Here is a 13,786-nt window from a genome sequence, read left to right as displayed (position 1 = left end):
ACTTTCCTCGTTCTTTAAGTAGTTCCGGGGTCATTGACAACGACTGATGCCAAAGGAACGGCATAGTCGGAGCAGCCATGTGCAGGCAAGGTGCGCCGGCTCGGCTTTGGCCTCGGAATGGGGGCTGAATGGCGCGGTGGGTTTGTGTAAATGACAGAAGTTGTTCACCGCGCCTTTCACAGTCGGAAAATGGCTGCAACCTCGTCTTCCACAAGTTTATCCACACCTGTGGATAACTCTGCTGTGGATGCTTGTCCACAGCTTAGCGCATCGGCTGTGGATAACGTGAAGCGGGAGTTTCAACCTTTTGACCTGCAGTTATGCTGTGCTGTGTTGGAAATCTCACCCGGTTATCCAAAGTTATCCACAGAGCGGCAAAATCACAGCCTGTGAATTGTGGACTTTGTCTCCATTGTTACTCCCCGATCTGCGGGAATGTCTAGGTGAACGAAAGGTTTCGAGCCCTTAAGTAACTTCTTCCGCCTCCGGAATTCACGTCCGGGCCTCGGCTCGGCTGCAGCTGGCACCGCAAAACCGGGCGTGACCTGTTGAAAATGACAGTTTTGTAATTTCAGGGGCCCCCGTTGCTCGCTCTCGAAATGTGAGGCGCGTCGATTTGTTCTGGCCCCCGAAAGTCACGTAGTCTGTGATGGTCTGTCACACCACCGAGGGTGCAAGCTTTCCGGTTTGTGTGCTTTGAGAGCAGTGCCGGCACTGAAGCCGGGCCATGGGATATCCCCCGGGATGTTCCCAGCGAGTCTGTGCGGAACTGCGCATGGCAGCCTGATCCACCACTGGGTCGTGGTCGCCGTATCTCAGCAAATAACATCCAATTTTTGGGTGACCCACCCGGCAGAGGTTTGAGGTGCAATCCCGCACCACCTCTGAAGCGGTCACCACACATACTTTTAGGAGAATTACCGTGGCAAAGGGCAAGCGGACATTCCAGCCGAATAACCGTCGCCGTGCACGTGTGCATGGTTTCCGTACCCGTATGCGTACCCGCGCCGGACGCGCAATCGTGTCCGCACGTCGTCGTAAGGGCCGCGAGAAGCTGACCGCTTAATTAAGCGCCTTCTCCCCAGGTCTGAAAGGTGCTTCCCCGGCAATATAAGTTCACGTCTCCGGTCCAGTTCGATCGGACGATCAAGCGTGGGCAACGTGCCGGCAGTCGTACCCTTGTTGTTCATCTCTGGGAGGCTTCGGCCGAAGCGGAGCCCGTCATCATCGGCGGACCCCGCTTCGGTCTGATCATTTCCAAAGCCGTCGGGAATGCGGTGGTCCGCCACCGCACCGCTCGACGGCTTCGGCATATCTGCGCCACCCTGGCGCCGGAACTGCCGAAGAACCACCACCTGGTGATCCGGGCTCTGCCCAGGTCCGCTGAGGCCACCTCGGCTGAACTGGAACGGGATCTGCGTCGCACGGTGGAGAAGTTGAAGACCCGTGTGCCACCCCGATGATCCCGTGTGGGATTCGGGTGAGAGGGCAGTTCCCGCCCCGCGGGGCCCCCTGGCACGGGTCTTTTTTTCTGCGGTCCGTTTCTACCAAAACTATATTTCGGCCCTTAAGATGGGGCCCACCTGCCGTTTCGAACCGAGCTGTAGTCGATATGCACTTGAGGCGTTCTCCGGTCACGGAGCTTTCAAGGGGTTATCGCTCACGCTGGCGCGGCTTTCCAAGTGTGGACCCTGGCATCCGGGTGGCTATGACCCGGTGCCTGCAAGAGGCGTCGGGTGAGGTCTGCATTCCCGCGGCCACATCATTCATCAACCACCGAGGAGTTCTGACTTAGAGTGCTCAACTTCGTATACTGGCCGATTTCGGCCATCCTGTGGTTCTGGCACAAGGTCTTCAGCTTTGTGTTGGATCCCGGTGCCGGCATCACCTGGGTGCTGTCGATCATCTTCCTGACCTTCACGGTCCGTACCCTCCTGGTGCGGCCGATGGTCAAGCAGATGCGTTCCTCCCGCAAGATGCAGGAGATGGCACCCAAGCTGCAGGCTGTTCGTGAGAAGTACAAGAACAACCAGCAGAAGATGATGGAAGAGTCCCGCAAGATCCAGAAGGAGGCGGGGGTCAACCCGTTGGCCGGCTGTATCCCGGTGCTGGTCCAGATCCCGGTCTTCTTCGGCCTCTTCCATGTGCTGCGTTCCTTCAACCGCACCGGTGAAGGTGTCGGCCAGTTGGGCCTGTCGATCGAGGAGAACTACAACACCCCGAACTACATCTTCTCTGTGGAGGATGTGCAGTCCTTCATGGATGCGACCTTCTTCGGGGTCCCGCTCTCGGCCTATATCTCCATGCCGGAAGACATGTACGCGGCATTCCCCAATGTCGACTTCGCCCGGATGGACATCATCCTGGTGGCGGCTCCGCTGATTCTGATCATCGCTCTGGCAACGCACTTCAACGCCAAGATCTCCGTCACCCGTCAGCAGTCCCGACTGGCCTCCGGCAAGCAGCAGGCTCCGCAGGGTGAGATGATGCAGTCCCAGATGCAGATGATGAACAAGATGATGCTCTGGGTCATGCCCCTGACCATCCTCTTCACCGGTTTCCTCTGGCACCTGGGCCTGCTCTTCTACATGGTCGCCAATAACATCTGGACCTTCTTCCAGTCCCGCTACATCTTCAACAAGATGGACCGTGAGGAAGAAGCGGAGGAGGAGGTCCGCAAGGCTGCCGCCCGGACCTCCGCCCCGAAACCCGGCATCAAGCCGAATAATCCCAAGAAGAAGCGGAAGTAAACCCCCTGGGTTTCACCCGCCGCAGAAGCTGCCAACCGTCGTCTCCCCGTGAGGGAGGCGGCGGTTGTTCTTGTTTTAAGGTCAGTGAACTAATCTGGGGATAGTTCGACACGACACTCAAGATGAAAGGGGAAGGTTTCACGTGAAACCAAGCGATTCTGACCAACAACCGGATGCGATCGAGACTCCGGAAGTTGCGGCACAGATCTTCGGTGAGAAGCTGGATCAGGCGATCGCCTATCACCGTTCCCTGGCCACCACCGGGTCGGAGCGGGGTTTCATCGGACCCCGTGAGGTTCCGCGACTCTGGGACCGTCATATCCTCAATTGCGCCGTCATCGGCGAGGCCATGCCTGAGGGTGCGACCGTGGCTGATATCGGTTCCGGTGCCGGCCTGCCGGGCATCCCGTTGGCGCTGGCCCGCCCGGACCTGAAGATCACCCTGATCGAGCCGCTGCTCAAGCGCTCGGTCTACCTGGCTGAGATCAAGGACGAACTTGGCCTGGACAATGTCACCGTGATCCGTGGTCGTGCGGAGGAGAAGGCAGTCCGCGCCGAGCTGGGCAAGGTCGACATCGTCACCTCCCGTGCGGTGGCCCCCCTGGGTCGCCTCGTCGGCTGGTCCCTGCCCCTGGCCCGGATCGGTGGTTCCATGATCGCGATGAAAGGTTCCTCGGTCGCCGAGGAAATTGAGCGGGATGCCGAGGAGATCAAGCGTTATGGCGGGGGCGCGAGTGAGGTCATCCGGGTCGGTGAGGGGCTGCTGGCAGAACCCACCACCCTGATCCGCATTCCCCGGGTGCGCTAGTCGTCGGTTAGGCTCTTTGATATCGGGGCCGGGCCGGAATGTTTCACCGGATGGCCCGGAACAGTCCCGCGCTTGGAGCGCGGCAATGACAGTGGCAGAGAAAATGGGCCCTTCCCCGGGGCCAATTGCTTATGGTGGGAGCCCGCCATACGCACTACTGTGGATATAGTGCCCGAAGGCACCGGTTTCAGCATCAGGAAGAGGGGCATAAAGCGTCCATGGATGACCAGCAGTGGGATGACACACCGATCGCCGAGGCAGCCCGCCGGGCGGCGCAGGTGCTCACTCCTAACTCCCTTAAACTGCCGAAGCCGGACTCTCCGCGTCTGATCACGATCGCAAACCAGAAGGGCGGCGTCGGCAAGACCACCTCCTCGGTGAATCTGGCGGCGGGACTGGCACTACACGGAATGAAGGTCCTGGTCATTGACCTGGACCCCCAGGGCAACGCCTCCACCGCCCTCGGTGTGGAACACCGCGCCGGCACGCTGTCCAGCTATGAGATGCTCATCGGGGAGTGCACGCCGGAGGAGGCGCTGCAGCAGTCCTCGGAGATGGAGAACCTCTACTGCATCCCGGCCACCATCGACCTGGCCGGCGCCGAGATCGAGCTGGTCAGCCTGGTGCGTCGTGAGTACCGGCTCTATGATTCGGTCCGGGGTGACTTCCTGGAGAAGTACGGCTTCGATTACGTCATCATTGACTGCCCGCCCTCCCTGGGCCTGCTGACCATCAACGCCATGACCCTGGTCGATGAGGTTCTCATCCCGATCCAGTGTGAGTACTACGCCCTGGAGGGTGTGGGTCAGCTGCTCAACAACATCACCATGATCCGGGAGCACCTGAATACCTCGCTGCACATCTCGGGCATCCTGTTGACCATGTACGACGCCCGCACCAAGCTGGCGGAGCAGGTCGCCACCGAGGTTCGCGAGCACTTCGGGGGTGTCGTGCTGGACACCATCATCCCGCGTTCGATCAAGGTCTCTGAGGCTCCGGGCTATGGGCTGACCGTGATCCAGTACGATCCCGGATCCCGGGGTGCCGGTGCCTACCTGGCGGCAGCGCAGGAGTTCGCCACCCGCGGCGACTACCAGCCCGCACCGGGTACCGGCGCCATCGGCGTCAGCCCGGAGACGGCCCTCGAAATCGAGGCAGCCCTCCGTCAGGCGGAGGCGGAAGAAGCAGAGGGTGCCCAGGCCTCTGACTCAGGATCCGGTGCCCAGCTCGCCGAATCATCGCAGAGCAACGAGGACTGAAAGAAAGGCACCTGAATCATGTCTCAGGAAAAACGCAAGGGGGGTCTTGGTCGCGGCCTGGCCGCACTGATCCCCAGTGCCGCCAGCAGCGCACCGCGGCTCGGTGACTCTGCTGCGGACATCGTCCTCGGCGGTGCCCGTGGCGCCAAGGGTGAGCACGACCGTCGGGAAGCAGAGGTGGAGAAGGCCCGGGTGGCCAAGGCATTCCAGGCCGCCCCGGACGAGTCGGAGGCCGCCGAGGCACCCCGCTCCCCCGTCAACCCCTTCAAGGCCACCGAGGGCGCCCCCACCGGCATCCCGCTGGCCAGTAACCCCCGGGGTGTCTCTCCCCTGGTTGCCCAGGCGGCTGCGGAAAATGACGCCCAGCGCCGCAAGGAGGAAGAAGAAGCTCCGGAAACCCCCGACGCTCCGGAAATCCCCAACGCTCCGGAAACCCCCAACGCTCCGGAAACCCCCGAAACCCCTGAGGCTCCCGAAGCTCCGGTCAGTGCGGCAGAGATCGGTGCCACCTACCGGGAGATCCCCCTCGATGAGATCACCCCGAATCCGAAGCAGCCGAGGAGCGTCTTCGAGGAGGAACCCCTCGATGAGCTGGTTCACTCGATCCGCGAGTTCGGCCTCATGCAGCCGATCGTGGTCCGCCCCAAGCCCAGCGGTGGCTATGAACTCATCATGGGTGAGCGTCGTTGGCGGGCTTCCCGGATTGCCGGGTTGGACGCCATTCCGGCGATCGTGCGGGAGACCGAGGACGGCTCCATGCTGCGCGATGCGCTGCTGGAGAATATCCACAGGGTACAACTCAACCCCCTGGAAGAGGCCGCCGCCTACCAGCAGCTGCTGGAGGAGTTCGATGTCACCCAGGCGGAATTGGCGCAGCGTCTGGGACGTTCCCGTCCGGTGATCACCAATATGATCCGCCTGCTGGGACTGCCCCTCGCGGTGCAGCGCAAGGTGGCTGCCGGGGTGCTTTCCGCCGGTCATGCCCGTGCTCTGCTTGGTCTCAAGGCCGATGATGCCGCCCGCGATCAGCTGGCTGAGCGCATCATCGCCGAGGGAATGTCGGTGCGTGCCACCGAGGAAGCCGTCACCCTGCTCAATCAGGGTGATGAGCTGGAGGCGAAGAAAAAGAAGGAGCCCACCCCGCAACCGGAGTTCCTCACCCGGGCGGCGGACCGTCTCGCTGATGGCCTGGACACCAGGGTGTCGGTGATGATGGGTAAGCGTAAGGGCAAGATCGTCGTGGAGTTCGGCGACCGTGATGATTTTGAGCGCATCATGTCGCTGATCGACCGCGAGCGCTGACCGGGAAATCGCAGATGGGCGCCCGTCTCTACCCCATCAACCAGCAGCACCTGGGTCTCCTGCACCCCCGTGCCGCTCGTTCGGTGTTCTGGGAATGTGACGCGGCGACCGCCACCTCGGTGCACGCCTCCGGTGACCCGCTCTTCGAGAAATCAGCCTGGCTGGCCACCACCACCCATGAGTACGGCTGCTGCGGCTACAGTATCGCCGCCCCCAGCCCCCTGGCTCCGGCTGCCCTGGAAAGTGTCTTCGGCACGGTGCTCTACTGCGGCCGTGACAAGGCCCCTGGGGCGGAGCAGCTGCCCTCCGGACCGGTGTCCGAGGATGCGGAGATCATCACCTCCCTCTTCATCGATGCGGTCCGTTCCGGGGAGGGCATGGAGGCGGTGCTTATCGACGCCGCGATCATGGAGCTGATGGCCAAGGATGTCTCCGCCGTGGAGGCTTTCGGGCTGCGGGAGGATTATATCGAGGACCCGGATCAGCCCATGGACACCCAGCTTGCCGAGCTTGTGGCCAAGGCCGGGGATATCGGTCTGATCAACTTTTCCGTGTTGGAGTCCGCCGGTTTCCAGGTCATCAGGGAGCATCCGGTGATCCCCCGCCTGCGGCTGGAGATTCCACCGCCGGTGGACCTGTTGGCGAAGCTGGGGATCTCCGAGAACCTGGAGAAGGTCGGGGCCTGCTGAAGTACAGCCCCGGCTCCTAGCCCAGTTCCGCCTGCAGCAGTTCGCTGAACTTGTAGGTGCCGGTGGGCTGCTGATCCTGGTCGATCAGGTAGAGGCGTTTCACCGAGACGATGATGGCCTCGGCGATGGCGTCGCGGCCCTCCGGGCTGGCCAGCACCATCACATCACCGGGGTTGCTCAGGTAACCGGCGGTGACCTCGACGGTGGGCATCTTGGTCAGGCGCAGCAGCTCCCAGGTGCGGGCATGGTTGCCGCAGCTGATCAGGCTGGTGCGGGCGGCGATTTCACGCTCGATATAACCGCTGAGGGTTTCCCCGGTCAGTGAGCTGCTGCCGATGTCGCTGCCGAAGTAGAAGGAGGCCACACCATTGGCCTTCTCATTCTCGTAGCGGTCGCAGTTCAGGCTGATCATCAGATCAGCACCGAAGGCGTTGGCGATCTCGGCCCGCTTCTTCGGGCTGGGATCATCCATCCGGGGACGGGAGATGATGGTCTCCATGCCGGCGGCGATCATGCGGCCCTCCACCCGGGTGGCCAGGTCCCAGAGGATTTCCTCCTCGGTGATCTGCCCGAAGGGGCCCCGGACGATCATGCCCTTGTTGGCTCCGCCGAGGGCGGGGTCGATGACCACGCGCTTGCCGGAGAGCTTGGGGCCGGCGTTGCGGACGTGTTCGCGTTCCCGGATGGCCTGCGGGGAGCCGCCGGTGATGCGACGGCCGAGCAGCCCGAGGGCACGGACGGTACCCGGGCCGCAGACCCCGTCATCCTGCAGGCCGGAGTTGAGCTGGTAGTTGCGGGTCGCCAGGTAGGTGGCTTCCCCGAAGTGGCCGTCAACCTTGTGGGAGTAGAAGCCGAGCTCCTGGAGGTGGTCCTGCAGCTGGGCGACATCATCGCCGATCATCTGGTTGCCGGGGACGAAGGAGAGGACGCGGGCACCGAGCTTATAGGAGGCGTGGCGCAGTTCCCGCAGGGTGACATCATTGATCTCACCGGTGGGGATGATGCCGCGGGACTGTTGGAAGGCCTTGAGAACTTCGGCCAGCTCAGGTTCAAAGCTCATGTCGGAGTCGCTGAACTTGTCGGTCTGCCGCCCCGCTACTTCGCCGGCGTAGCCCTGCAGTAGACCGAGGCGGGCAAGGGTCGTCCGGGTTTCCGCAACGCGGGCGCTGCGGTCCCCGACCCTGAGCACGTCTGCCACGACTCTCCTTCCATAAGAACTCTAGATGCTGCTGATGTATCCCCCGGAGCAGGTGGCTCCGCTGCCGGAGGCTGAATTCCTGAGTCAGCGTACCAGCTAGAGATGGTCCTTCAGCATTGCGACAATCTCGGACTTGGGCTTGAGACCGACGAATTCATCGACCTTTTCGCCGTCCTTGAAAACGAGTACCGAAGGGATCGACATGATCTGGAACATGGCTCCCAGGGTGCGCTCAGAATCCACGTCAATTTTGGCGACGGTGATCTGATCACCGAACTCGGCGGCGATCTCCTCGATCATCGGGCTGAGCTTCTTGCAGGGTCCGCACCATTCCGCCCAGAAGTCAACGAGCACCGGCTTCTCGGACTCGATGACGGTGGAGCGGAAGGTGTCCTGGGTGACGTCAATGACATTGCTCATTGGATTTACTCCTCAAAGTTCTGGTGCCGGAATGGTTCCCGGACCCCTGGGGGCCCCTGGTTTGATCCATTCAGCTTAGTTGTCGCCGAGGGCGGCGAGGTAGTGCTCGGCGTCGATGGCGGCGCGGCAGCCGGAACCGGCGGCGGTAATGGCCTGCTGGTAGTGATCATCAACCAGGTCACCACAGGCGAAGACACCGGAGACGTTGGTGCGGGTGGAGGGCTCTTCGACCAGCACATAGCCGTTCTCGTTGAGTTCGACCTGGCCCTGCAGGAAGGTGGAACGCGGGTCGTGGCCGATGGCGACGAACATGGCGGTGACATCCAGGGTGGAGACTTCACCGGTGACGGTGTTGCAGATCTCCAGGCCCTCCACCTTGCCTTCACCGAGAACCCGGTTGACGGTGGTGTCGGTCAGGAAGCGGATCTTCTCATTGGCCTTGGCGCGGTCCAACATGATGGCGGAGGCGCGGAAGCCTTCGCGGCGGTGGACGATGGTGACGGACTCGGCGAACTTGGTCAGGAAGATCGCTTCCTCCATGGCGGAGTCGCCGCCACCGACCACGGCGATGTGCTGGCCCTTGAAGAAGAAGCCGTCGCAGGTGGCGCAGGTGGAGACACCCCGGCCGGTGAGGGTCTGCTCACCTTCGATGCCGAGCTGGCGCGGGGCGGAACCGGTGGAGAGGATGACGGTGCGGGCGAGGTATTCCTGGCCGTCGGCGGTGATGCGCTTGATCTCACCGCTGAGGTCCACGTTCTCGGCCATCTCCATGCGCAGGTCGGCGCCGAAACGCTCAGCCTGGGAACGCATGTCGGCCATGAGCTCCGGTCCCATGATGCCCTGGGCGAAGCCCGGGAAGTTCTCCACATCGGTGGTGTTCATCAGGGAGCCGCCGTACTCATAACCCTCGAAGACGATGGGCTTGAGCTCGGCACGGGCGGCGTAGATGGCGGCGGTGTAACCGGCGGGACCGGAGCCGATGATGGCGACGTCGTGGACCGTAGCTTCCTCTGTCATGAATGCCTCTTTCTGGTTCTTTCCGGGCGTGGGGCGGCGGGAATGCCTGCACTCCCCAAGAAGGGGGGCGCAACGCTCCAAGTGTATCGGGGGAGGTGGCTGGAAGCCGCTTCTCCCCAGGGTTCAACGCTCCCGACACCCCGGAATGTTCCCGGCAGTGTTTTTAGACACCTCACCCCAGGCTGGGTTCCAGTGCCTCCCGCAGGTTTTCCCGGGCCCGGCAGCGCCGCGATTTGATGGTGCCCGGGGCTACCCCGTGCAGATCGGCGACATGGGTGACGTTATAACCGACCAGGTCCACCAGCAGCAGGGCGGCAGATTGCTCGGGGCGGAGGGTGGCCAGGGCCTGTCGCAGCAGGAGCACCAGGTCGACCCGGGACACCGGGTCATAGCTGAGCCGCAGGTTAAATTCATGCGGAATGACTTCATTGTCCAGGGTGGCCACTTCCCGGCGGCTGCGATGGTGGGCGAAATCATAGCCACTATTCATCACCAGACGGTGCAGCCACGTGGAGAGGGAGGCCTCGGCCCGGAAGGTGTGCAGGTTGCGGGCCGCATTGAAGAATGCCTCCTGCAGGATATCGTGGGCATCCTGCTCATTGCGGGTATAGCGCCTGGCCACCCACATTAATCTGGTGGCATAACGATGGAAGATCTCGGTGAAGGCGCCCCGGTCCCCCGCCAGATGTTTATGGACCAGATCCTGGTCCGAGAGTTCGCCAAAATAGCGGTGCTTCATGAATTCCCCCGAATTCCCCGAACTAAAGTTACTCCCCCATTGCACGACACCACCCGGGAAAACACCTGACTCCCCTGCACATCATATTGTGCAGGGGAGTCATTCGGGCCTGCCCCTACTCCAGGGTCTGTCCGATCACCTCAACCTCGGCGATGCCGAGCTCATCCTGCCCGGCGGGCAGCTGATCGAACCAGAGGATCAGCCGGTCGCTCGCCACCTCGGTGGTGGATTCCACGACCAGGGTGTTGAGACCCTCGCTGAGGGTGTCGGCGGCGATTTCGCGGGTCTCGGTCAGGGAGGTTACCGCCCCGGCATCGGTTCCGGCGGGCAGGGCGTGGACGCTGAGCTGGGCCCCGCCCTCGCTCATCCGGATGCTCAGCTGCTGGATTCCGGCGAGGTTCTCCAGCTCCAGGGCGATGCCCACGTCCTCGAAGTTGCCGGCGTAGCGCCAGGTGGTGCCCTCATCGCGGTCGATGATGCGCGCCAGGTTGCCGGGCAGGGAACCCGGCCAACCGCGGGCGTCGTTAAGCGGTTGGATCACCGGCATCACCCGGGGTGCGGTGCTGGTCTGGGAGCCCTGGATGGATTCGGGGCTGATCGGTGACTGCTCGCTGTCCCCGCCGATGAAGCTGGCGATGAAGGCGATCAGGGCGGCACCGATGGTGACCAGGAGGATCACCAGAACGGCGATGGTGGCCAGCATGCGGCGGGAGTAGCTGCGGGAACCGAAACCGGGGCGGTCCTTGGGCTGCGGTGCCGGCTCCCGCGTGACGACGATCGGGGTGGTGCCGGTGTCCGGCCCCTCACCCTCCCCGCTGTCTTCGGCGCCGCTGCCCAGGCCGAGGTGGCGCAGGCGGCGGGAACACTCCGCCGGGGTCAGGGGGATCAGCTCCTCCCCTGCCTCCTCCTCGCCCTTCTCGCGGCGTTTGGCCAGGGCGGCGCTCTGCCGGATTTCATCCCGGAGTTCCCGGATCTCGGCGGGGGCGCTCTCATCCTCGATGAGGACATTGAAGGCCGCGCCGATGGAGGCCAGGTCCGCGGCGTAGGAGGCGTCCGTCAGCACCGCCGGGAAGGCCAGCACGGCCTCACCATCGGTGTTGATGCGGATCCGGGCGTGGTTGTCCAGACCCAGTGGGGTGGCGGAATCCCGGGCGTCGGCCGCGGCATCAGCCAGACCGGAGATTGCGTAGGCGGCGGCACGGGGGTCAGCGCCCTGTTCCGCCACCGCCTTCAGGGAGGTGCCCTGAACCCATTCGGTGACCACCAGGCAACCCGCCCGGTAGGCGTCCACCTCCAGGATGCCGCTGATCGCGGGGTGCTCCAGACGACCCAGCTTGCGGGTGCGGCGCACCACTTCGGCAGCGGCACCCGCAGCCGCGGCCGGGGTGGCCGGGGCCATCGGGGCGGAACCGGTGGTGTCGACGAAAACCAGGCCGACGGTGCGGCCGGAGGAACGTTCCCGGGCCTGCCAGAACCGGGCACCCGGCACACTGCCATGGTCGGCGAGCAGCCGGAAACGACCATCCGAGACCGGGGCGCCGGGCACCAGGCGGGGTCCACGGACCACACCTGCCGACATCGGCGGCGGCACCGGGGAGGCGTTGAAGGTGTCCATGCTCTGCAGCTGGGTGGAGATCTCCTGCACGGTGGGCTCCTCCACCTCGATCTGGCGGGAGGTGTCCGGGCGGATGAAACGACGCAGACCGGGCACCCGCTGCAGGACGACACCCAGGTTCTGGACCTCCGGCAGGCGGGAGAAGGAGAGCGTGACACCGGTGACCACCAGGAAGATGATGCCGGCGATACCGACCTTCACCGCGGCCAGGATACTGCCCATCGGGGAGGGCAGTTCCGGGAAGACCAGGTCCAGCAGGAAGTGCACCACCAGGGCCACTCCCACACCGATGATGGAGGCGGCAGTCGCCCAGGCGGTGGTGCGCATGATGTCCCGGAAGCCCAGGGAACCGAGCTTGCGGCGCAGCAGGAAGGCACCGATGAAGGCACCGGCGACGAAACCGAAACCATTGGCCGCGCCCAGCAGAACCACCACCCGGGAAGGGGAGGCGGCCACCAGCGGGGAAGCCAGGGAAAGCACGATCTTCGTGGCGGTGATGCCGGCGATGATGAAGGTCGGGGTCCACGCCTCCTCACGGGCGTAGAAGACACGCAGATGCAGCAGCACCAGGGCATAGGGGATCAGCGTGAAGGCGGAGAAGCTCAGGGTCAGACCCAGCAGCGAGGAGGACTCCAGGTCGAAGTTGCCGTAGTGGAAGAGCGCCACCGCGATGTCCGGGCCGAAGGCGGTGAAGAACACCACCACCGGGATCAGGGCGATGAAGGTCAACTTGGTGGCCATGGTCAGGTCACCGACCACCGCCTTGTCATCACCCGCCGCAGCATTGCGGGAAAGCCGCGGCATGATCGCCGTCAACAGGGTGACACCGATGATGCCGTAGGGCACCTGCAGCAGCAGCCAGGCCTGGGAGTAGATGATCGGGGCGGCGGCATCCGCCCCGGCGGCGATATTCGTGGTGACGATATAACCGGCCTGGGAGATACCGACATAGACGAGGATGGCCAACGCCATCCCACCGAACTGCTTCAGGCGGTCATCAATGCCCCACAGGGGGCGCAGATCAATCCCGGCGCGGCGCAGCGGCACCAGCATGATCAGGGCCTGCACCACCACGCCCAGGGTGGTGCCCAGGCCGAGCAGCAGCACATGCGGATCGGTGATGCCGGAAGGTGCCGCGGGGTTCAATCCACCCGGCAGCAGCAGGTACAGGGAGAGCACGGCGATGCTGACGAGGTTGTTGGCCACCGGTGCCCAGGCACCCGGCTTGAAGATGCCCTTGGTGTTCAGCACCGCCATGAAGAGGGAGAAGATGCCGTAGAAGAGGATCTGGGGCAGCAGCAGGAAGGCGAAGGAGGTGGACTGGATGACATTGACCTGGCCATCCGTGCCCAGCATCATCCGCGTCAGCAAGGGCGCGGTCAACAGTGCCACCGCGGTGACGATGATCAGCAGGGTCATGGAGAGGGTGAAGAGGCGGCGGATGAAGGCGGCGCCCCGGTCGGCGTCCTCATTTTCCGCCCGCACCAGCACCGGCACCACCAGGGAGGTCAGCACCGCGCCGAGCACAATCTCGGTGATCAGGTTCGGCAGGGTGTTCGCCGTGTTGAAGGCGGAGGCGACCGCCGGGCCCAGGGAGGCGCCGATCATGGCATTACGCAGGAAACCGGTGATCCGGGAGATCAGTGTCGCGATCGCCATTGAACCGGTGGAGCGGACCACATCCTCATTGGAGGTGACCTCCTGCTCCGCGGGTTCCGCCAGAGCAACTCCCCCGGCGGCTGCGGCGGTTTCCGGGGCGGGCTGTGGGACACCCGGGGCGCGGGTCAGCCGGGAGCGGTCCTCCACCGGTGGGGTCTGTCGGGGTCGGGAAACGGGCCGTGGTTCCGGTACCGGGGCCGGTGGGGTGGGTGGCACGATACGGCCACGAAGGCCAGCCGTGGGGGCTGAGCCCTTCATCGGGGTGGGGGCATCAGTGGATGCCGGATCTGGAGTGCTCACGAAGAACCATTCTGATTGAAGTCATCCGGG

Annotated in this window: 13 protein-coding genes; 8 read left to right on the top strand and 5 right to left on the bottom strand. The window is 63.7% G+C overall.

The genetic code is table 11. From position 1 onward, the window contains the following. Nucleotides 1-922: 922 nt before the first annotated feature. The 8 genes from rpmH (at nt 923) to COCCU_RS13955 (ending at nt 6,808) form a co-directional block, all read left to right on the top strand. Nucleotides 923-1,066: a 50S ribosomal protein L34 gene (gene rpmH / locus COCCU_RS13990; RefSeq protein ID WP_156232425.1), complete on the top strand. Its 144-nt coding sequence runs from the start codon at nt 923-925 to the stop codon at nt 1,064-1,066. A 28-nt stretch (nt 1,067-1,094) separates the two neighbouring features. Further along, on the top strand, nt 1,095-1,463 hold the full coding sequence (rnpA, locus tag COCCU_RS13985; RefSeq protein WP_156232424.1) for a ribonuclease P protein component: 369 nt from the start codon (nt 1,095-1,097) through the stop codon (nt 1,461-1,463). 49 nt (nt 1,464-1,512) lie between these two features. Continuing rightward, nucleotides 1,513-1,740, top strand: a complete 228-nt coding sequence (gene yidD, locus COCCU_RS13980) for a membrane protein insertion efficiency factor YidD (RefSeq protein ID WP_231598953.1) — start codon at nt 1,513-1,515, stop codon at nt 1,738-1,740. A gap of 56 nt (nt 1,741-1,796) precedes the next feature. After that, nucleotides 1,797-2,750, top strand: a complete 954-nt coding sequence (yidC, locus tag COCCU_RS13975) for a membrane protein insertase YidC (protein WP_156232422.1) — start codon at nt 1,797-1,799, stop codon at nt 2,748-2,750. A 178-nt stretch (nt 2,751-2,928) separates the two neighbouring features. After that, on the top strand, nt 2,929-3,558 hold the full coding sequence (gene rsmG, locus COCCU_RS13970) for a 16S rRNA (guanine(527)-N(7))-methyltransferase RsmG (RefSeq protein ID WP_156232939.1): 630 nt from the start codon (nt 2,929-2,931) through the stop codon (nt 3,556-3,558). 218 nt (nt 3,559-3,776) lie between these two features. Next, a complete protein-coding gene (locus tag COCCU_RS13965; protein ID WP_156232420.1) occupies nt 3,777-4,817 on the top strand; it encodes a ParA family protein in 1,041 nt (346 codons plus the stop codon). A gap of 18 nt (nt 4,818-4,835) precedes the next feature. Continuing rightward, nucleotides 4,836-6,119 carry a ParB/RepB/Spo0J family partition protein gene (locus COCCU_RS13960; protein WP_156232418.1) on the top strand — a complete coding sequence of 428 codons (1,284 nt, stop codon included), beginning with the start codon at nt 4,836-4,838 and terminating at the stop codon, nt 6,117-6,119. Nucleotides 6,120-6,133: 14 nt separating this feature from the next. Beyond that, nucleotides 6,134-6,808 carry a hypothetical protein gene (locus COCCU_RS13955; protein ID WP_156232416.1) on the top strand — a complete coding sequence of 225 codons (675 nt, stop codon included), beginning with the start codon at nt 6,134-6,136 and terminating at the stop codon, nt 6,806-6,808. A 16-nt stretch (nt 6,809-6,824) separates the two neighbouring features. Here COCCU_RS13955 and COCCU_RS13950 read toward each other — a convergent pair whose 3' ends face one another. The 5 genes from COCCU_RS13950 to COCCU_RS13930 form a co-directional block, all read right to left on the bottom strand. Beyond that, nucleotides 6,825-8,006, bottom strand: a complete 1,182-nt coding sequence (locus COCCU_RS13950; RefSeq protein ID WP_156232414.1) for an N-acetylmuramoyl-L-alanine amidase — start codon at nt 8,004-8,006, stop codon at nt 6,825-6,827. A gap of 96 nt (nt 8,007-8,102) precedes the next feature. Beyond that, entirely contained in the window at nt 8,103-8,426 is a 324-nt protein-coding gene (gene trxA / locus COCCU_RS13945) for a thioredoxin (RefSeq protein WP_156232412.1), read from the bottom strand. Between the two features lie 75 nt (nt 8,427-8,501). Further along, the gene (trxB, locus tag COCCU_RS13940) at nt 8,502-9,443 is read right to left on the bottom strand and encodes a thioredoxin-disulfide reductase (RefSeq protein WP_156232410.1); all 942 of its coding nucleotides are present in this window, start codon (nt 9,441-9,443) and stop codon (nt 8,502-8,504) included. Between the two features lie 172 nt (nt 9,444-9,615). Then, complete coding sequence (locus COCCU_RS13935) at nt 9,616-10,182, bottom strand: sigma-70 family RNA polymerase sigma factor (RefSeq protein WP_156232408.1); 567 nt, start codon at nt 10,180-10,182, stop codon at nt 9,616-9,618. 115 nt (nt 10,183-10,297) lie between these two features. Further along, nucleotides 10,298-13,714, bottom strand: a complete 3,417-nt coding sequence (locus COCCU_RS13930; RefSeq protein ID WP_156232937.1) for a murein biosynthesis integral membrane protein MurJ — start codon at nt 13,712-13,714, stop codon at nt 10,298-10,300. Nucleotides 13,715-13,786: the final 72 nt, after the last annotated feature.

It is taken from the genome of Corynebacterium occultum (assembly GCF_009734425.1).
In the GTDB taxonomy this organism is placed as follows: domain Bacteria; phylum Actinomycetota; class Actinomycetes; order Mycobacteriales; family Mycobacteriaceae; genus Corynebacterium; species Corynebacterium occultum.
The sequence above is the reverse complement of the archived record's forward strand: the minus strand, read 5'-3'. Positions and strand labels throughout refer to the sequence as shown.